The organism is Gilliamella sp. B2785, assembly GCF_026537005.1.
Classification (GTDB): Bacteria; Pseudomonadota; Gammaproteobacteria; order Enterobacterales; family Orbaceae; genus Gilliamella; species Gilliamella apicola_E.
The window spans coordinates 190,275-210,538 of sequence record NZ_JAFNNC010000002.1; the positions used below are offsets into that span (position 1 = coordinate 190,275).

Here is a 20,264-nt window from a genome sequence, read left to right on the forward strand (position 1 = left end):
ATATGTCATGTTTATTGAACAAATTGATATCAAAGGGTTTAGAGGAATTAAGCAACTTTCGTTAAAACTTAACGCTAAATCAAGCGTTTTAATTGGTGAAAATCAATGGGGGAAATCAAGTTTACTTAGTGCGTTAAAGTTGCTAACTCTAGATAATAAGTTTTATCAGTTTGTCGATTCAGATTTCTATTATGATAATGATAATGATGGTAATCATATCTCAATAAATGTTGTCTATTGTGAATCCTATCCAAATCAATTAAATGAACAAGCTTATCAACCTTTGCAAGCCGTTAGCTATAGCTCGCAGTTAGATAATTTATATCGAATTACTTACCAAATGAGTGCTCAAAAAAGTGGTGATAGTATTATCACTGAGCATCATTTGTTAAATGAGCACGGACAGTTGTTAAAATTAGATGATTCTAAGTTATTAATTGCTATTTTAATTAATTTGAATCCAGTGATGCCGCTTAAAAATTCGATTAATGCTAAAGATTTACCTGTTACTAATCAACCTTTATCACAACACTTTATTGACCAGCTTTCCGAACAGTTAAAAGCCCACTCAGAGCAATTGAGCCAAGCTGAACTTAATCGAGGGTTACAAGCTGCTCGTTCATTATTAGAATACTATTTTGTTGATTATCAACAACGTTCTAATTATAAAAAAATGGCGCAAAAAAATAGTCCAAAAATAGAAGATTGGAATTCTCTTGAGCGCATCAATAATATTTTGGATGATTTGGATAATGATTATTTACGTACTGCCCTTTTAGGTATATTTGGTTCCATTGTTAATGCTAAGGGTGATAATCCACTATCACACAGTTCAGTCCCTATTTTAATTTTGGAAGAGCCAGAAAGTCAGCTACATCCAATAATTTTATCGGTTGGCTTTCGATTATTGAAAAATTTACCGGCTCAAAAAATTATTACCTCTAATTCAAGTGATTTGGTGTCGTTATTTCCTTTGGAGAGTATTTATCGATTAATCCGGCTTCCAGATCAAATTGTCACTAAGTACATTTCACCTCATTCATTGAGTGTTGCCGATAGTCGACGCATTTTGTTCCATGTCCTTTATCGACGCCCTACAGCCCTATTTGCCCGTTGTTGGTTACTGGTTGAGGGTGAAACTGAAGTGTGGTTATTAAGAGAGCTCGCAGAACAAAGTGGTTATCACTTAAGTTCGGAAGGAATTCAATTGTTAGAATTTGCGCAATGTGGTTTAAAACCATTAATCCATTATGCAAATAAAATGGGCATTCGTTGGTACGTGATTACTGATGGCGATATGGCTGGAAAAAAATATGCCGAAACCGTGCAATCACAATGTGCTCCAGGTGAAAATCTAAACGATTATATTACTGTATTACCCGCGCGTGATATTGAAAACTTTTTATTCAAACATGGCTTTAGTCATGTCTATAAATTAGCTGCTTATAATACCGTTGCTCATATTGATATGTCGGTACCCAAGATTATTCAAAAGGCGATCCACAAAAGTTCAAAACCAGACTTGGCTATTGCAGTGTGTGATGATGCTAAAGCTCGAGGTATTACAGCAATTCCAAGATTATTAACCGATACTTTTGCTAAGTTGGTTAAGACATCTAAATCCTTGCTTTAAATCTTTATTGATTAGAGATTGATAAATCCGCCGATAACTTTCGGCGGAATAATTTATGAAGTTATTTTGTAATTCGTTTATATTTGGCTCGTTTAGGTTCAAGTGCCTCCGCGCCTAAAGTCCGTTTTTTCCACTCTTCATATTCGGTAAAGTTACCTTCAAAGAACTCAACATGCCCTTCGTCTTGGTAATCGAGAATATGAGTTGCAATGCGGTCTAAGAACCAACGGTCATGCGAAATGACTAATGCACAGCCCGGAAACTCTAATAACGCATTTTCAAGCGCTCGCAGTGTTTCAACATCAAGGTCATTGGTTGGCTCATCGAGTAATAGTACATTACCACCAACTTGAAGTAATTTAGCTAAATGCACCCGACCACGTTCACCACCAGACAATTCACCAACTCGTTTTTGTTGATCCACACCTTTAAAATTAAAGCGACCAACATAAGCACGGCTTGGGATTTCGAAGTTACCAATACGCATGATGTCTTGTCCATTTGAAATTTCATCCCAAACAGTCTTATTATCATCCATACTGTCACGGAATTGATCGACAGAGGCAAGTTGTACGGTATCACCTAATGTGATAGTTCCTGAATCTGGTTGTTCTTTACCCGATAGCATTCTAAATAGCGTCGATTTACCCGCACCATTTGGACCAATGATCCCAACAATCGCCCCTTTAGGAATACTAAATGAGAGATTATCGATTAATACTCGATCGCCATATGATTTAGTTAAATTAGCGACTTCAATGACTTTATCACCTAAACGTTGCCCTGGCGGAATAAAGAGTTCATTGGTCTCATTACGTTTTTGGTAATCGTTGCTATTAAGCTCTTCAAAACGGGCTAAACGGGCTTTGCTTTTTGCTTGGCGCCCTTTCGGATTTTGACGCACCCATTCAAGCTCTTTTTCAATCGATTTACGGCGAGCGGATTCAGTTGCCGCTTCTTGCGCTAGTCGCTGATCTTTCTGTTCAAGCCAAGAAGAGTAATTACCTTCCCATGGAATACCTTCACCACGGTCTAGCTCTAAAATCCAACCAGCAACATTGTCTAAGAAATAACGGTCATGGGTTACGGCGACCACCGTGCCTTCATAGTCATGTAAAAAGCGTTCTAACCATGCGACAGATTCAGCATCTAAATGGTTAGTCGGTTCGTCAATTAATAACATGTCTGGTTTTTCCAGCAATAACTGACAAATCGCTACTCGACGGCGTTCACCACCCGATAAATTTTCGATTTTTGCATCCCAATCAGGCAAGCGTAGTGCATCAGCAGCTCGTTCTAATTGATTATCCAGATTATGCGCATCTTGCGATTGTATAATGGCTTCAAGTTCGGCTTGTTCTTTGGCTAATTTGTCAAAATCAGCATCTGGATCAGCATAAGCCGCATAAACTTCATCTAAACGAGCCAATGCTTTTTTGGCATCACCAACGGCTTGTTCAATTGCTTCACGTACAGTTTGTTTAGGATCAAGTTTAGGTTCTTGCGGTAAATAACCTATTTTTATGTCCGGCTGTGGACGAGCTTCACCTTCAATTTCGGTATCCACTCCTGCCATAATTCGTAGTAATGTCGATTTACCTGCCCCATTTAAGCCAAGAACACCAATTTTGGCACCGGGGAAAAAACTTAATGAGATATCTTTTAAAATATAACGTTTAGGAGGAACAATCTTCCCAACACGATTCATGGTATAAACATATTGCGCCATAAAACATCATCCGTTTGTTAAATTAATCATAGCCAAGTTAATTTTACTTGCTATAAAAGTCATGCCGTATATTGTAACGATTCTGTCAATGGGGTCTAGGGTTATTTGTCGAATTGATTAGATTTATTCACTGTCGGTTTTGTTTTTTACATACAATTTACTCAGTTTTATATATAATCAATTAAATTGACAGTATTAGTGATAAAGACCATTTTAGGAGCAAGGATGAGTAATATCACCGTTAATTGCCACATTGATCGACAATATTTAGTTGATACTTATTACGCACTGCTAGATTGTTTAGATAATGATTTTGCAGAACAATTAGATGATTCGATTGCTGATAATATGCGTAATTTTACCTTCACCTTCGATAATGAAAAAATAGTACAGCTAAATAGAGATAAAAACGAAGTCAGTACTTTCTATTACTCTGATTTGTATCAAATAAAAGAAACCACAACTGGATTATTTTTTTTTAGTAATAAGATTATTTTTGAATTTGTTCGTTATGATCTTTTTCAACCGGATGAGTTACTGCTGCTAAAAGATTATCTGGCTCCTTATTTAAACAAAAACCAACAACCCGAAATAGCAACGGTAAATTATCAATTTGACTATCAAAAAGTATATGCTTTTATTTGTTATCAATTTCGAAATTCAAGAAAAAGGATGTTTATTTTATCTACTATCCTTTTATTTTTGAGTTTGTTGCTATTTCCAAAAAATCCTACTTTATCAGTACTAATTTTCATACTGCCTATTTTATTACTTACCTTATTTTTGGCTAATTTTAAAAAACAATCAAAAAAGCAGGTTTTAACATTGAATGAACGCTTTGGCAGTATGACCTGTATTTTTTATGATGATCATCTAACATTCAATTACAAAAAAACAGTTGGATCTTTTAATATTAACTATGCTGAATTTCATAAAATAGATAAAACATCAAAAGGTTATGTGTTTTTCATACAAGAGAGTTCGGGGTATTACTTTTTTTATAACGAGTTTAGTTTAGAACAACAACAAGCGCTGGAAGAGAAACTGAAACACTATAAAAATTATTCAGTGAAATAAAAACATACCTTTTTTACTCATCCCACCTAATACGAGGTGGGATGTTAATCAGATTATAAAAAGGTGAAGATTTGATCTTTCGGCAGTCGTGATTTTGGACGATGCGCATTACCATCATCTTGAGCACGATAACCTAACGTTGCAACCACAATGCTTTTCAATCCTTTGCTTTTAAGACCTAAAATTTCATCCATTTTAGCAGAATCGTAACCCTCTATTGCGGTAGAATCAACACCAATTGCTGCAGCAGCAAAAAGCAATTGCCCTAATGCAATATAGGCTTGTTTACCTTCCCAGCACTGTTGTGATTCAGGTGTTTTGCTATTTAAATTTACAAAATAACGTCGTCCCTGATCTTGAGACGCCTTTAATTCCGCCGAAGGTAAACGGCCGTCTTTCTCTTCTTGATTAAGGAGATTAACTAAATGGGCTTCGTCCAACGGGGTTTTAATACAAAAAACAATAGTATGTGATGAGCCGGTGACACGTGGTTGATTAAAATCAGCTATTGCCGGCAAAATTTTATTTTTGGCCGCTTCATTATCAATAACATAAAAATGCCACGGTTGAGAGTTGACCGATGACGGACTGTTTCTTAAAACAGTTAATAACTGCTCAATCTTATCTTGGGGAATCTTTTTCGTTTTGTCATAATGTTTGGTGGTATAACGTTTTTGTGAAATTTCGACAATATTCATAATGGCTCCAATAATTGATAATTAATTCTGAAATAGCGTTACTTGTGTAAAACTATTTTTTAGAGCAAAAAATGATACATAAATAATGAACATTCTTATTTTTGAAATGATTATTTTGAATCTATTGAAAAGTACTTATCAGGCACCTTATCGCTTATGCCCTTAAACTCCTACCATTTTGCATACTATTAAACTATTTTTCAATTTATTTCTTGACGTTCATGTTTGATGAACCATTAATAATCAGTGATGGATATAGAAATTGATTTACTTTCAAAAAAATATAATCCTTTGGTTATGCCGAGTTAATCCTTAATTTGATAAATAGAAAATAATTTTTCCAAAAATGTGACCGGTATCAAATAATTTATTATTCGATTAATCTTATAATTGAAAAAAATTGATTCATTTTTTTTGAATCAATAAGTTACCAGTAACATTGGAGGATTTTATTGAATGGAAAATTTAAAAACAGCTATTGTTGGTTGTGGAAAAGTAGGACATTTTCACGCAAAAGCATTAATGAATTTAAAACAATCTAATTTTATTGCTGTTTGTGATCAGAACTTATCACGAGCTCAAGAATTTGCTAAACAGTATGGTGTTAAAGCCTATGATAATGTTGAGCAAATGATTTTAAATGAAGGGATTGAGATGTTGAGTATTTGTACTCCTCACCCTATCCATGCATCGGTCGCCATAACTGCAACAAGTTTAGGATGCCATATTCTTGTCGAAAAACCTTTAGCATCAAATTTAGCCGATTCTCATGCAATATTATCTGCTGCCAAAAACGGAAAAGCTAAAGTCGGAACCGTATGTCAACGTCGTTTTTATAGACCATGTTTAAGAATAAAAAAAGCAATTGATGAAGGAAAAATCGGAAAACCAATCATCGGAACAGTAACAATGTTAGGTTGGCGTGATAAGGCTTACTACGAGAGTGATCCTTGGAGAGGAACATGGAAAGGTGAAGGTGGAGGCGTTTTAGTCAATCAAGCTCCTCATCAACTGGATTTACTTTTATGGTACATGGGTGAAGTAGAAGAGGTTTATGGATTATGGAGTAACTTAAATCATCCTTATATCGAAGTCGAAGATACAGCCGTTGCAATTATTAAATTCAAGAATGGTGGTATAGGTAATGTGTTAGTAAGTAATTCTCAAAATCCTGCGCTATATGGAAAAGTACATATCCATGGTGAAAATGGAGCTTCTATTGGAGTACAAACTGATGGAGGTGCAATGTTTATTGCTGGTGTATCTTCAATTACTGAGCCCCCATATAATGATTTATGGACAATTCAAGGTGAGGAAGATCTGTTACAAACATGGAAAAAAGAAGATTGTGATTTTTTTAATAGTGTTGATTCCATGTACTATTATCATCAACTTCAAATTGAAGATTTTCTCAATTCAATAATAAACGATACACCTCCTTTAATTGATGGGCTTGCTGGTTTAAAAACTGTTGAGTTGATTGAAGCAATTTATCGAAGTACACAAAGCAATAAAGTTGTGAAGTTTCCTTTAGATTAGGAGTGCTATCGTGAAAATTGGATACAATCAATCAAATGCAATGAAATGCTCTAGTGTAGATAAAGATTTAGTCTTGTGTGAAAAAAATGGCTTTGATTTTATCGAACTAAGGTTAGATATGCTTCATGAATATCTAAAAGATCATGATATAAATGAATTAAAGCAATTTTTTGAAAAAAATAACTTAAAACCTCATGCATTAAATGCACTTTATACATTTTCAACATTATTTGATGGTTCTCAAAGCCAACAGGAGCAAAATTTAGTAGCAGAATTTATCTGGGGATGCGAAATAGCGCAAATAATTGGATCTGAATATTTTATTATTGTTCCCCCATTACAAAGAAATCCCGATGGCGGGCCATTTATTGGTTCATGGGAAGATAATTATAAAAATTCAGTACGAATCCTATCTCACTTATCAAATTTAGCTAAGCCCTATGGCATTAAACTTTGCTTTGAATTGGTTGGTTTTAATCGCAGCTCTGTTAGAACTGTTGAACAAGCCTGGCAAATAGTAAAAGCAGTAGATAAAGATAATGTTGGGTTAGTTATTGATTCTTTTAATCTTTATCTATACAACCGTTTGAACGACTTTTCAATAATAAAACAAATTCCTGTTAATAAAATTTTTGCTGTACATATAAATAATGGTGACGACGCACCTGATGAACAGTTATCTCAAGCATTACGTCGTTTTTGCGATAAAGGAGTACTCGATTTAAATAATTTTCTAATCACATTAAAAGATATGGGATACACAGGAATGGTTTCGATTGAAACATTTCGGCCTGAATATTGGGAAAAGACGCCTGAATGGATAATCTCCCAAGCATATCAAACAACTCATAAAATCATGAGTGATTGTAACTGTTTAACTAATGGACGTTATGTATAACTAACAAGGAAATAACATGAAAGCAACAAAATCTCGATATTTTGTATTGGTGTTACTTTTTATTGTAACAGCAATCAATTATATGGATAGAGCAAATTTATCTGTAGCCGGCACAAGTATTCAAGCTGATTTTTCATTAACTCCAACACAACTTGGTCTTCTTTTTTCAATGTTTACTTGGGCATATGTTTTAAGTCAAATACCAGTTGGCTATATACTTGATCGCATTGGAGTACGAAAATTATACGGATGTGCAATTGTTTTATGGAGTATATTCACTCTACTTATGGGAATTGCTTCAAATCATTTATTTACCACAGCAACAGCATCATTCATTTTTTTACTGTTATGCAGAGCGTTAATAGGTGTAGCTGAAGCGCCATCTTTTCCAGCTAATACTAAAATAATATCAACTTGGTTTCCTACCCAAGAAAGAGCTAGTGCTACTGCACTTTATGCTTGTGCGCAATACATTGGCCTTGCGGGATTGACACCAATTTTAGCTTTCGTTGTGGCTAATTATGGTTGGGAAATGTCATTTTACGTTTGTGGTATTGTAGGTATCATCTTCGGTATTTATTGGTTAATCCGTTATCGTGATCCTCTAGATAGTAAAAATACTAATCAACTTGAAATTGATTATATAAAACAAGGAGGTGGTCTAGGACAAGCCCAAAAACGCCAAGAAAAAGTTGAATGGAAAGAAATTAGTTATGTGTTAAAGCAACGTAATTTTTTAGGCTTATGTATCGCTCAATTTGCCTTAAATTCAACCCTTTATTTCTTTCTTACTTGGTTTATTGTTTACTTAGAAAAAGGGTTACATTTATCTATATCTAAAGCTGGTATTGGGGCAATGTTCCCTTATATTATGGCGATGGTTGGATTATTATGCAGTGGATTTGTAAGTGATGCATTAATGAAAAAAGGCAAAAGTAGAACTTTTTCACGAAAATTACCATCAATTTTAGGGTTAGGTTTTGCTGGGGTTATGTGTTTAGCTAACTTTTTTGAAGATTATCCAGCTATTGCCATTGGTTTATTATCATTTGCTTTTTTTGCAAATGCTTTTGCAAATATCGGTTGGGTTTTACTAAGTGATATTGTACCTGCAAAAGTAATGGGTACAGTTGGAGGATGTTTCAATATTGCTGGTAACTGTGCGGGTATAATTACTCCAATTATCATGGGGTTAATTCTCGAATACACTAATAGTTTTGCTTATGCAATGTGTTATATCTCTGCTGTTTCTTTAATTGGGGCTCTTGCACACATTTTCATTATTAAAAAATTAGAAACAATAGAAATTCCTGAAGGAATCTAACGATAATTTAATTTTATTATGGTGATATTTGTTGCTGATATTTATTGTAATGAGTAATTAATATTCAAATAATCATTGACACAACAATGATCATTTGATAAAAATATCACCAATATTTTATAAATAATATAACAATTGAGAAGTTAATGATTAAATTTACTAGCCTCCTACTCAGCCTCCTCCTCGCATCAGTTTGCGCGGATAGCTTGTGTGTGGAGTAAAAGTGATTTAATACTTAACTCGATAGATTAACAAGAACCCGCGCTAAAGTGCGGGTTTTTTGTTTTCTTAACTTGAAATACCGAGATAGCACCAAAATATAAAGGGAATAACAATGAGCGATCAGATTATTATTTTTGACACAACATTACGTGATGGTGAGCAAGCGTTACAAGCAAGTTTAAGTGTTAAAGAAAAATTACAAATAGCTTTAGCATTAGAAAGAATGCGGGTTGATGTGATGGAAGTTGGTTTTCCTATCTCATCGCCTGGTGATTTTGAATCAGTACAAACTATCGCTAAAACCATTAAGAATAGTCGTGTATGTGCGTTGTCTCGTTGTATTGACAAAGATATTGATGTTGCCGCTGAAGCGCTAAAAGTAGCCGATCAATTTCGTATTCATACCTTTATGGCGACATCAACCTTACATGTTAAAGATAAATTAAAAATGACATTTGAAGATGTCGTTGAACGAGCGGTGCACTGTGTTAAACGTGCACGTAATTATACAGATGATGTGGAGTTTTCTTGTGAAGATGCAGGCCGTACCCCAATTGATAACTTATGTCGGATTGTTGAAGCAGCAATTCAAGCAGGGGCAACAACGATCAATATTCCGGATACTGTCGGTTATACTGTCCCTTATCAATTTGGTGGCATTATTCGTACCTTATTTGAACGTGTCCCGAACATTGATAAAGCGATTATCTCTGTTCATTGTCATGATGACTTGGGCATGTCGGTGGCTAACTCGATTAGCGCGATTCAGGAAGGTGCTCGGCAGATTGAAGGCGCGATGAATGGTTTAGGTGAACGAGCCGGTAATACTGCTTTAGAAGAAGTGATTATGGCGATCAAAGTTCGTCAAAATATCTTAAACGTTCACACTAATATCAATCATCAAGAAATCTACCGTACCAGCCAAATTGTAAGCCAAATTACTAATACACCAATACCGTCTAACAAGGCAGTTATTGGTAGCAATGCTTTTGCCCACTCTTCAGGAATACATCAAGATGGTGTATTAAAAAACCGCGAAACTTATGAAATCATGACACCAGAGTCGATCGGTTTAAATCAAATCCAATTAAATTTAACTTCACGCTCTGGTCGAGCAGCTGTTAAACATCGCCTAGAAGAATTGGGTTACCACGATAACGATTATAATTTAGATCAAGTTTATGAAGCTTTTTTAGAGCTTGCTGATAAAAAAGGCCAAGTTTTTGATTATGATTTAGAAGCTTTGATATTTATCAATCAACTTAAAGATGATCAAGAGCATTATGTTTTAGATTATTTTAATGTTCAATCAGGCTCTACTGTCGTTTCAACTGCGTCAGTAAGTTTGATTATTGGCGATCAAAAATATTCAGATGCGGCAACTGGTAATGGTCCAGTTGATGCAGTTTATCAAGCAATAAATCGTATTACCGGTGAACCAATTACCATTGTAAAATATCAATTAGCCTCTAAAGGTCAAGGTGAAAATGCCTTAGGTCAAGTTGATATCGTTGCCGAATATAAAGGACGCAAATTCCACGGTGTTGGGCTTGCGACTGATATTGTTCATTCATCCGCATTAGCATTAATTAATGTTTTAAATAATGTTTATAGAGCTAATCAAGTTGCTGAGCAAAAACAAAAATTGCACCACGATTAAAAAATAGATGCGATTTCGTTATTTATTGACGAAATGCTTAAATTAATTATAAGGAATAGATATGTCTCAAAATTACCATATTGCAGTATTACCTGGCGACGGTATTGGTCCAGAAGTGATGAAACAGGCTTATAAAGTGCTTGAAGTCATTCGTCAAAAATATAACCTTGCAATTACGACTAGTGAATATGATGTCGGTGGTGCAGCAATTGATATTCATGGTTGTCCATTACCTAAAGAAACACTAGAAGGTTGTGAAAAAGCCGATGCTATTTTGTTTGGCTCAGTTGGTGGTCCAAAATGGACAAACTTACCGCCAGATCAACAACCTGAACGCGGAGCTTTATTACCATTACGAAAACATTTTAAATTATTTGCGAATATGCGCCCTGCTAGTTTATATCAAGGTTTAGAAGAATTATGTCCTTTACGTGAAGATATTGCTAAGCGTGGTTTTGATATTTTATGTATGCGTGAGCTAACTGGTGGTATCTATTTTGGTTTACCTAAAGGGCGTGAAGGTTCTGGCCCTCAAGAACGTGCTTTTGATACTGAAGTTTATCACCGTTTTGAAATTGAGCGTATAGCTAAAATGGCATTTGAAGCTGCAAAAATTCGTCGTAAAAAAGTCACTTCTGTTGATAAAGCTAATGTATTACAAACATCAATATTGTGGCGTGAAGTTGTAAACGAAGTTGCTAAACAATATCCAGATGTCGCACTTGAACATATGTATATCGATAATGCAACCATGCAACTTGTTAAAGATCCTTCTCAATTTGATGTATTATTATGTTCTAATTTATTTGGTGATATTCTATCTGATGAGTGCGCTATGATTACCGGTTCAATGGGAATGCTACCGTCTGCTAGCTTGAATGAAGATGGATTTGGATTATATGAACCAGCTGGCGGTAGTGCACCAGATATTGCTGGTAAAAATATTGCTAATCCAGCGGCACAAATTTTATCTTTAGCATTATTAGTGCGTTATAGTTTAAAACGTGATGATATCGCCAAAGCTATTGAAAATGCAGTTAATAAAGCTTTAGAACAAGGGACCCGCACTATCGATCTTGCTCGTGGTGGTAGTTATGTTTCAACCGATGAAATGGGTGATACCATTTGTCGTTTAATTTAATTTTTAGACTAAGGGTTAAGCTATCATATTAACCCTTTTAAAGAATATTAAAGGAATATAAGCAATGTCTACAAAACCAAAAACATTGTATCAAAAATTATATGATGCACATGTTGTCTATGAAGCACCGAATGAGACCCCTATTTTGTATATCGATCGCCATTTGGTTCATGAAGTAACCTCTCCTCAAGCCTTTGATGGCTTACGAGCGATGAATCGTAAAGTCCGCCAACCTCATAAAACATTTGCTACGATGGATCACAATACTTCAACGAAAAGCAATGAGTTAAGTGCTTGTAGCGAGATGGCTAGAATCCAATTAACTGAATTAGCTAAGAATGCTGAAGAATTTGGCGTATCTTTATATGGTTTACAAAGTCCATTACGAGGTATCGTTCATGTTGTTGGACCTGAACAAGGCATGACATTGCCTGGTATGACCATTGTGTGTGGTGACTCACATACTGCAACGCATGGTGCTTTTGGTGCATTAGCTTTTGGTATTGGGACATCAGAAGTTGAACATGTTTTAGCTACCCAAACCTTAAAACAAGGTCGGGCTAAAACCATGAAAATTGAAGTAAAAGGCAAAGTAGCCAGTGGCATAACTGCTAAAGATATTATTTTAGCCATCATTGGCAAAACAACGAGCGCTGGTGGTACTGGCCATGTAGTTGAATTTTGCGGGGAAGCAATTACATCTTTGTCAATGGAAGGTCGAATGACATTATGTAACATGGCGATTGAAATGGGTGCCAAAGCTGGACTAGTTGCACCGGATGAAATCACATTTGAATATTTGAAAGGTCGACAATTTTCGCCTAAAGGGACAGATTTTGAGCAAGCAGTCGCTTATTGGAAAACCTTAAAAACAGATGAAGGTGCACATTTCGATACGATTGTAACTTTGGAAGCTAAAGATATTGCTCCACAAGTAACTTGGGGAACTAACCCTGGTCAAGTCACTGCTATTGATAAGCAAGTTCCAAATCCACAAGATTTTTCTGATCCGATTGAAAAACAGTCTGCTGAACGTGCGTTAGCTTATATGGGTTTAACTGCTGGTACTAAGATGTCTGATATTAAGATCAATAAAGTATTTATCGGCTCTTGCACGAATTCTCGTATCGAAGATCTTCGTGCTGCGGCAGAAGTCGCCAAAGGACGTAAAGTAGCTGATGGCGTTCAAGCTTTGGTTGTTCCAGGTTCTGGGCCTGTACGTGAACAAGCGGAAGCTGAAGGATTAGACAAAATTTTCATCGATGCAGGTTTTGAATGGCGTCTACCAGGATGTTCAATGTGTTTAGCGATGAATGATGATAAGTTAGCTCCTGGCGATCGCTGTGCATCAACCAGTAATCGTAATTTCGAAGGACGACAAGGACGTGATGCCAGAACACATTTAGTTAGCCCTGCAATGGCTGCTGCTGCTGCCATTACTGGTCATTTTACTGATATTCGCAAACCATTTTAAGGAGACTTGTCATGGCGAAATTTACAAAACATACTGGATTAGTCGTTCCTTTAGATGCTGCAAATGTGGATACTGATGCCATTATTCCTAAACAATTCTTACAGAAAGTTACTCGTACAGGATTTGGACAACATGCATTTCATGAATGGCGATTTTTAGATGATGCCGGAAAACAACCAAACCCTGAATTTGTGTTAAATAAACCTCGTTATAAGGGTGCGAGTATTTTATTAGCTCGTGAAAACTTTGGCTGTGGATCTTCTCGTGAACACGCTCCATGGGCATTAACAGATTATGGTTTTAAAACTATTATAGGATCGAGTTTTGCCGATATTTTTTATAATAACTCGTTCAATAATCAACTATTGTTAGTGAATCTACCTGAAGAAGATGTTGATGAGCTTTTCAAGATTGTAGAAGCCAACGAAGGAATTGAGTTTACTATTGATTTGGTTAACGAAGTTGTCATTGCTGGAGATAAACAATATCCTTTTAAAATTGATGCTTTTAAACGCCATTGTTTGTTAAATGGACTAGATAATATCGGTTTAACACTTCAACATGAAGATGCAATCAGTACCTTTGAACATAAGATTCCAACATTTTTAGCTTAAAATCTTTATGAAAATATCATCGCTTATTGTTGTTTAAGCGATGATATCTCACTACTTCTTAAATAAACTTTCAACTACACTTCATATAAATAACTAACCGAAGCTATACTTGTAATCACTGAGTTTTATATTAATAAATTCAATCAGATAAATGGTTTATTGCTTATCAGTTAAGTTATCACTTAAGGTGTGATGACTAAATATTAAGAATTAAGTTAAAGTTGTTTTCGATGGCTTGATGGAGGTATTGATAACGCTTCACGATATTTGGCCACTGTACGGCGAGCAATTATGATACCTTGATTTTCAAGGAGTGAGACTAATTTACTATCACTCAGAGGTTTTTTAGAATCTTCATCTGAAATATATTTTTTAATTAATGCCCGAATTGCTGTGGAAGAGGCTTCCCCACCGGATTGAGTGTTAACATGACTTGAGAAAAAGAATTTTAACTCAAAAATACCGGTTGGGCATTGTAAATATTTTTGCGTTGTCACTCGTGAAATAGTCGATTCATGCATATCTATAGCTTCAGCAACATCAGATAAAATCATTGGCTTCATATATTCAGCGCCATTTTCAAAAAAGTCTTGTTGATGCTCAACAATAAATTGACTAACTTTTAATAACGTCTCGTTACGATTCTCGACACTTTTTATAAACCAATTAGCGTCTTGTAAATGTGAGCGAATATATTGGCTGTCATGTTCATTGCTGACTTTTTCCATCGCAGCATAGTGTTGATTAATACGTAGCGTTGGAACAGTATCATTATTTAATTCTGCTATCCATTTACCATCAATTTTTTTCACGACAACGTCCGGAATAACATAATCAGGTGGCGTGGTATTAACAGAATCCCCCGGATAAGGCTGTAAATGTTGAATAAAGTTAATAGCTTCTTTTAGTTGCTCATCAGAAGCATTTAATCGTTTTTTCAGTGTCCGGTAATCATGACTTGCTAATAAATCTAAATTGTCATTGATGATCTCTTTTACTAACGCCGGTGGTGTTACATGTTGGATTTGAATAGATAAACATTCTTGTAATGTTCTTGCTCCAACCCCGATGGGATCAAAATGCCAAATTCGCTTTAATACAGCTTCAACCTCGTCAAGCTCAATTTCATTATTACCTTGTTCCTCTAAAATTTCTTCAGTTGAAACAGTCAGGTAACCTCTTTCGTCTATTGCTTCAATAATGGATAGCGCAATTGCACGATCTACCTCACTAAAAGGCGTTAAATCTAATTGCCAATTTAAATAATCATGCAAGGTTTCGTGTGTTTCACCTTGATAGATAGGTAACTCATCATTACGATAATCTGAATAGGTTCCTGATGGTGTGCCTGCAGTATAGATATCATCTAAAGTTGCATCTAAAGGAATATCCTCTGGGATTTCTTGACTATCGAGTGCTTCACGAGTATCAATATTTTCGCTAGGCTCATGCTCTTCAACATTGATCTCATCGTATTGATCAGCAACCTCTAATAGTGGATTGTTTTCAAGTGCAGTTTGAATTTCTTGTCGTAATTCTAATGTAGACAATTGCAACATTCGAATCGCCAGTTGCAATTGTGGCGTCATTGACAACTGTTGCGATACCTTCAGTTGTAACCCTTGTTTCATCATAATCTATAATCTGAATTCATGTCCTAAGTAAACACGTTTTACATATTCATTATTTAATATGCTATCTGGCGTACCTTCAGCAATTAAATGTCCCTTATTTACTATATAGGCACGTTCACAAACATCAAGCGTTTCACGGACATTATGATCCGTAATTAGTACCCCTAACCCACGATCTCGCAGATGTTTGATGATATTTTTGATATCAATAACAGAAATCGGATCAACCCCAGCGAATGGTTCATCAAGTAAAATAAATTTTGGATTAGCAGCTAAAGCTCGAGCAATTTCAACTCTTCGTCTTTCACCGCCTGACAAAGATTGACCTATATTGTCTCGAATATGTGTGATATGAAATTCTTCAAGTAACTCTTCTGCTCGATTTAATTTTTCATTTTTGTCAATATCTTGGCGTGTTTCTAAAATAGCCATAATATTGTCTATAACAGATAATTTTCTAAATATTGAGGCTTCTTGAGGTAGATAACCAATACCTTTTTGAGCACGCTCATGTAATGGTAAAATACTGATATCATGATCATCAAGATAGATTCTTCCTGCATTTAAAGTCACAATGCCAACTACCATATAAAAAGTAGTAGTTTTACCCGCACCGTTAGGACCAAGTAAACCAACAATTTCACCAGAATTGACGGTGAGACTTACATCTTCAACAACACGTCGTTTTTTATAAACTTTTGCGAGGTTTTCAGCTTTTAAAATTGACATTTTATTTATTCATCTCTTTAACTTGACTTGGGATGATAGTAGATTTCACCCGTCCTGAATTACCCGGCTGCGCAAGTATTCGTTGTTTTTTGACATCATAAGTAATGATCGGACTTTTTATACGGTTATCTTGCTGAATAAGCTCCGCATCACCTTGTAGTACAATATTACTTTCTTTCACATCATAAATAACTTGTGATGAATGACCTGTTACAACTTTATTATTTTTAGGCATAATTTGCTTATATCTTACAGGGTTACCATATCCAGTAATTTTTTGTTTGGTAGAGTCTTGCATATCGGTTATAACAACCTTATCAGCCCAAATGGTAAGACCTTCCTGAACAATCTGTACATTACCACTAAAGGTAATAATATTTTTTTCAATATCGATTTGTTGGTTATCTGCATCAATTGTAATAGGTTTATCATTAACAACCATCTTTTGATCTTTTTGAGGGGAAGACGCTTCAAAATTAGGCTCATTTGCAAAACAAGCAAATGATACATATAACATAAAAAATAATGGATAAATTGCTTGTTTTCTCAATCTCATTTTTTATTGTGCCTCAGTATTATAATAGGTTTTTATATTCTCAAGTATATTTGCCGTCTTTTCTCTTAAATCGCCAACTAACCCTGTCCCCGTCGATAAAAAGCCAATCCCTTTTATTTTTACAGGATCATTTGATGTGACAAGTTGTGTTTTTAAATCGACCACTGCGTTATCTGTCAATACTTGCTGTAATTGTGAATCAGGTGATAAATTTGTTAATTGTACATCTTGATAAAGGTAGATTAATTTATCATTAGTCAATGTTGCACGTTTTGCTTGAATATGCCAAGTCGCGGCATGTTCCTGATCGTAAAGCGTGACATTAGGTAAATCAAAATCTGTATTTTCATTGCTATCAAAATGTTTTACTTTGCTTGAAGCAATTTTATATACCATAGTGCCTGATAAATCATAGACATTGGTTATCATCTCATCACTTTGATAAATGGGTGTATCAGGCGAATTTGCGTTTGATGGTGCGACCGAAACACTATCTTCTGTTTGGTAAACAGAATAAATACCAATTATCAGAATAAGGAGTAGGATACAGATTAAATTTTTTTTATTCATAGTTTACGTTAATTATGTAAATAAAGTTAATCACTAATAAAAGTAGACCTTTATTACAAATCACCCAAAAATTGCCTTATTTTACTTTATTTTTTAGTAAATTAATATCTAACATTAAAAGAAGTTAAATCATTTTTGGGGGGCTGTTCTGAAACATCAATACCAGTTATTCGTGCGGATGTAGGACCACCTCTTTCAATCCACTGTATTAACTTAGATATTATTAAATCGTCCCCTTTAGCAACTAACTCAACGTCACCATTATCTAAATTTCTAACATAACCCGCTAATCCTAACTTAACTGCTTGTTGATAGGTAAAAAAACGGAACCCTACCCCTTGAACACGACCAGATACTCTAATTTTAACTTGTTTTATCATACTAAAAAGTCTCACTCGATAAACTAAGCTTAATTTAAAAATTGAAATCGCGAATTAGTTTGTTTATTTAATAAAATGATCAATCAACAAACCATTCATTATGCTGTTGTGATACTATTTTTATCGTTTTTAATATAGTTGATAAATGCTCATGAAGTGCAAGTGCAGCCATTTCAGGATCATGATTTTTTAGCGCAATAACGATTTTTCCATGCTGTTTAACAAGGTCTTCTGGTGGGGATATATCTTCTAAAGTAAGGTATCTTACCCTATCCATCATTGCTTTGATATTTTCGACGGTTTCCCATGCCATGGGGCAATCAATAACATTCATTATAATCTGATGAAATTCATCATCTTTTTCAAGAAAATAACTAATGTCTTTACACTTGTTGGCGTCAATTTGTTCTTTTAGATTTTTTTCAAGTAATAAAAGATCTGAATCATTAATTTCTTGTGCAGCACGTTTAATAATTGCACACTCAACTGCATCACGAATAAATTGACCATCAATTACTTTTTTAACTGATATTTTCGTTACAAAAGTTCCACGTTGTGGAAGAATTTGGACCAATCCAGCTTCTGCTAGTTTAATAAAAGCTTCACGAACGGGTTGGCGTGAAACATTAAACTGACCCGAAATATCTTTTTCAGACAATAAAACACCTGGTAATACTCGGCAAGTGATAATGGCCTTTCTTAATTGGCGATATATTTGTTGATTAACAGGTTCTAAGGTAGTTAACGCTTCCGATTTGAACATATATTACTTTCAAAAAACAAATTACAATAAAAGAGAATATAGGGGATTTTTGAATATAAGAAAAGTTTTTTATTTAATAATAAAAGTGCAATCATCTAAAGATGATTGCACTTGGCTTATTAATTATTGTTAGTGGAATTAAAAATTTTGAGTTATTTGTTTAACGGTCTCTTTTGCTCCTATGTCTCTTAAAGAAAGATAAGCTTTAGTTACCTGTTCAATAAACAATGGATTTTGGGGTAGATCCTCTCCAAAAACATGTTTTAAAGATAACAGTGCATTAACTCGATCTTGATTATCTGAACTATTTAAAACCAACTCTTTTAATTTCTCGGCTGCTGGATCGCAAACTTCAATAACGTTACCACTATCATCCACACCACTAACATAACGCATCCAAGCTGCAACACCTAAAGCTAAACAATCAAATGGTGTACCATTAGCTAAATGATATCTAACAGAATCAAGCATACGTTGTGGAAGCTTTAATGTTCCGTCCATTGCGATTTGCCATGTACGATGTTTTAAACCGGTGTTGCGATATCGATCTAGTAATGAATCAGCATAAGCTGACAAATCAACATTTTTTACCCGTAATGTAGTTGCTTGCTCATTTAACATTAAATGCCTAGCTGCTTTAACATAATTAGGATCTTGCATACATTCATCAATATGCATATAACCAGCTAAATAACCTAAATAAGCGAAAAATGAATGACTACCATTTAACATGCGTAATTTCATCTCTTCATAAGGCAATACATCATTAACTAATTCTGCCCCTGCTTTTTGCCACTCTGGACGACCAGCCACAAAATTATCTTCAATCACCCATTGTCTAAATGGTTCACCAGCGATACCTGCCGGATCATCAATACCACCAAGTTGTTTTTTTATTTTAGCCATCGTTTCTGGCGTTGCCGCAGGTACAATTCGATCAACCATTGTTGATGGGAAAGTAACATTATCCTCAATCCATTGCGCTAAACTTTCATCGCGCTGCTTAGCCAAGGCTAAAACAACATTACGAGTAACATGTCCATTTTCAGGCATATTGTCACAAGACATAACTGTAAAAGGTTTTAATCCTTGCTCTTTACGTAAACGTAAAGCTTCCACAATGACACCTGGAACAGATTTAGGTGTATGTGGATTAGTTACATCATGAATAATTAATGGATTATTAGTATCAATTGATGATGTTGATGGTAGATAGCAATAACCTTTTTCGGTTACAGTGATTGACACAATTGCAATTTCTGGACGAGTCATCACATCTAAGACTTTCTCAATTCCATCAACATCTGCATGTAATGCTTCTTTTGCAATACCTACAACACGAGTATTCCAATTATCATAAGACATTTCACACACACTAAATAAGCAATCTTGTTGTTTTAAATCTTGAATTTGTGCTTCACCACCAATCAAGTTAACTTCACAGTATCCCCAATCGCTATCATATTGCGCAGCCAATATATCTGCATAAATAGCTTGATGAGCACGATGAAATGCTCCAAAACCAAGATGAACAATTTTGGTTTTAATTTTGCTTCTATCATAAGTAGGGACAACTACCTCCTTAGGTAGTTGTGATAAAGTTTGATTCGATAATCTCATTTT

The 20,264-nt window shown here is 35.0% G+C and carries 18 protein-coding genes; 9 read left to right on the forward strand and 9 right to left on the reverse strand.

Annotation, left to right across the window (positions count from 1 at the left end):
• The first annotated feature begins 7 nt into the window (after positions 1–7).
• On the forward strand, positions 8–1,633 hold the full coding sequence (locus tag J3U24_RS03145) for a DUF2813 domain-containing protein (RefSeq protein ID WP_267336743.1): 1,626 nt from the start codon (positions 8–10) through the stop codon (positions 1,631–1,633).
• A 61-nt stretch (positions 1,634–1,694) separates the two neighbouring features.
• On the opposite strand, the gene ettA is transcribed toward J3U24_RS03145, so the two are convergent.
• Positions 1,695–3,362: an energy-dependent translational throttle protein EttA gene (ettA, locus tag J3U24_RS03150; RefSeq protein ID WP_065562273.1), complete on the reverse strand. Its 1,668-nt coding sequence runs from the start codon at positions 3,360–3,362 to the stop codon at positions 1,695–1,697.
• Positions 3,363–3,587: 225 nt separating this feature from the next.
• Here ettA and J3U24_RS03155 point away from each other — a divergent pair, with 225 nt between their 5' ends.
• The gene (locus J3U24_RS03155) at positions 3,588–4,439 is read left to right on the forward strand and encodes a YcxB family protein (RefSeq protein WP_065734239.1); all 852 of its coding nucleotides are present in this window, start codon (positions 3,588–3,590) and stop codon (positions 4,437–4,439) included.
• A gap of 53 nt (positions 4,440–4,492) precedes the next feature.
• Here J3U24_RS03155 and nfsB read toward each other — a convergent pair whose 3' ends face one another.
• Positions 4,493–5,137: an oxygen-insensitive NAD(P)H nitroreductase gene (gene nfsB / locus J3U24_RS03160; protein ID WP_267336742.1), complete on the reverse strand. Its 645-nt coding sequence runs from the start codon at positions 5,135–5,137 to the stop codon at positions 4,493–4,495.
• Between the two features lie 456 nt (positions 5,138–5,593).
• On the opposite strand from nfsB, the gene J3U24_RS03165 reads away from it, so the two are divergent.
• The 7 genes from J3U24_RS03165 to leuD all read left to right on the forward strand — a co-directional run bounded on the left by J3U24_RS03165 (position 5,594) and on the right by leuD (position 14,009).
• Positions 5,594–6,676, forward strand: coding sequence for a Gfo/Idh/MocA family protein (locus tag J3U24_RS03165; RefSeq protein WP_065734238.1), 1,083 nt, complete (start codon positions 5,594–5,596; stop codon positions 6,674–6,676).
• Between the two features lie 10 nt (positions 6,677–6,686).
• Complete coding sequence (locus J3U24_RS03170; protein WP_267336740.1) at positions 6,687–7,574, forward strand: sugar phosphate isomerase/epimerase family protein; 888 nt, start codon at positions 6,687–6,689, stop codon at positions 7,572–7,574.
• A 16-nt stretch (positions 7,575–7,590) separates the two neighbouring features.
• A complete protein-coding gene (locus tag J3U24_RS03175; protein WP_267336739.1) occupies positions 7,591–8,898 on the forward strand; it encodes an MFS transporter in 1,308 nt (435 codons plus the stop codon).
• Positions 8,899–9,232: 334 nt separating this feature from the next.
• Positions 9,233–10,780, forward strand: a complete 1,548-nt coding sequence (leuA, locus tag J3U24_RS03180; RefSeq protein ID WP_065734235.1) for a 2-isopropylmalate synthase — start codon at positions 9,233–9,235, stop codon at positions 10,778–10,780.
• A 61-nt stretch (positions 10,781–10,841) separates the two neighbouring features.
• A complete protein-coding gene (gene leuB / locus J3U24_RS03185) occupies positions 10,842–11,921 on the forward strand; it encodes a 3-isopropylmalate dehydrogenase (protein ID WP_065734234.1) in 1,080 nt (359 codons plus the stop codon).
• A 64-nt stretch (positions 11,922–11,985) separates the two neighbouring features.
• Positions 11,986–13,395 carry a 3-isopropylmalate dehydratase large subunit gene (leuC, locus tag J3U24_RS03190; RefSeq protein ID WP_267336738.1) on the forward strand — a complete coding sequence of 470 codons (1,410 nt, stop codon included), beginning with the start codon at positions 11,986–11,988 and terminating at the stop codon, positions 13,393–13,395.
• Positions 13,396–13,406: 11 nt separating this feature from the next.
• Complete coding sequence (gene leuD, locus J3U24_RS03195; protein WP_267336737.1) at positions 13,407–14,009, forward strand: 3-isopropylmalate dehydratase small subunit; 603 nt, start codon at positions 13,407–13,409, stop codon at positions 14,007–14,009.
• Between the two features lie 215 nt (positions 14,010–14,224).
• On the opposite strand, the gene J3U24_RS03200 is transcribed toward leuD, so the two are convergent.
• The 7 genes from J3U24_RS03200 to J3U24_RS03230 form a co-directional block, all read right to left on the reverse strand.
• A complete protein-coding gene (locus J3U24_RS03200; RefSeq protein ID WP_416379925.1) occupies positions 14,225–15,640 on the reverse strand; it encodes an RNA polymerase factor sigma-54 in 1,416 nt (471 codons plus the stop codon).
• A gap of 6 nt (positions 15,641–15,646) precedes the next feature.
• Positions 15,647–16,372 (reverse strand): LPS export ABC transporter ATP-binding protein, encoded by a 726-nt coding sequence (gene lptB / locus J3U24_RS03205; protein ID WP_065562280.1) that lies wholly within the window; start codon positions 16,370–16,372, stop codon positions 15,647–15,649.
• A gap of 1 nt (position 16,373) precedes the next feature.
• Complete coding sequence (gene lptA / locus J3U24_RS03210; protein ID WP_267330076.1) at positions 16,374–16,928, reverse strand: lipopolysaccharide transport periplasmic protein LptA; 555 nt, start codon at positions 16,926–16,928, stop codon at positions 16,374–16,376.
• A gap of 3 nt (positions 16,929–16,931) precedes the next feature.
• Positions 16,932–17,498 (reverse strand): LPS export ABC transporter periplasmic protein LptC, encoded by a 567-nt coding sequence (gene lptC / locus J3U24_RS03215; protein ID WP_065562282.1) that lies wholly within the window; start codon positions 17,496–17,498, stop codon positions 16,932–16,934.
• A 101-nt stretch (positions 17,499–17,599) separates the two neighbouring features.
• Positions 17,600–17,878 carry an acylphosphatase gene (gene yccX, locus J3U24_RS03220; protein WP_267336736.1) on the reverse strand — a complete coding sequence of 93 codons (279 nt, stop codon included), beginning with the start codon at positions 17,876–17,878 and terminating at the stop codon, positions 17,600–17,602.
• Positions 17,879–17,957: 79 nt separating this feature from the next.
• Positions 17,958–18,641, reverse strand: coding sequence for a GntR family transcriptional regulator (locus J3U24_RS03225; protein WP_267336735.1), 684 nt, complete (start codon positions 18,639–18,641; stop codon positions 17,958–17,960).
• A gap of 138 nt (positions 18,642–18,779) precedes the next feature.
• On the reverse strand, positions 18,780–20,261 hold the full coding sequence (locus J3U24_RS03230) for a mannitol dehydrogenase family protein (protein ID WP_267336734.1): 1,482 nt from the start codon (positions 20,259–20,261) through the stop codon (positions 18,780–18,782).
• Positions 20,262–20,264 lie beyond the last annotated feature (3 nt).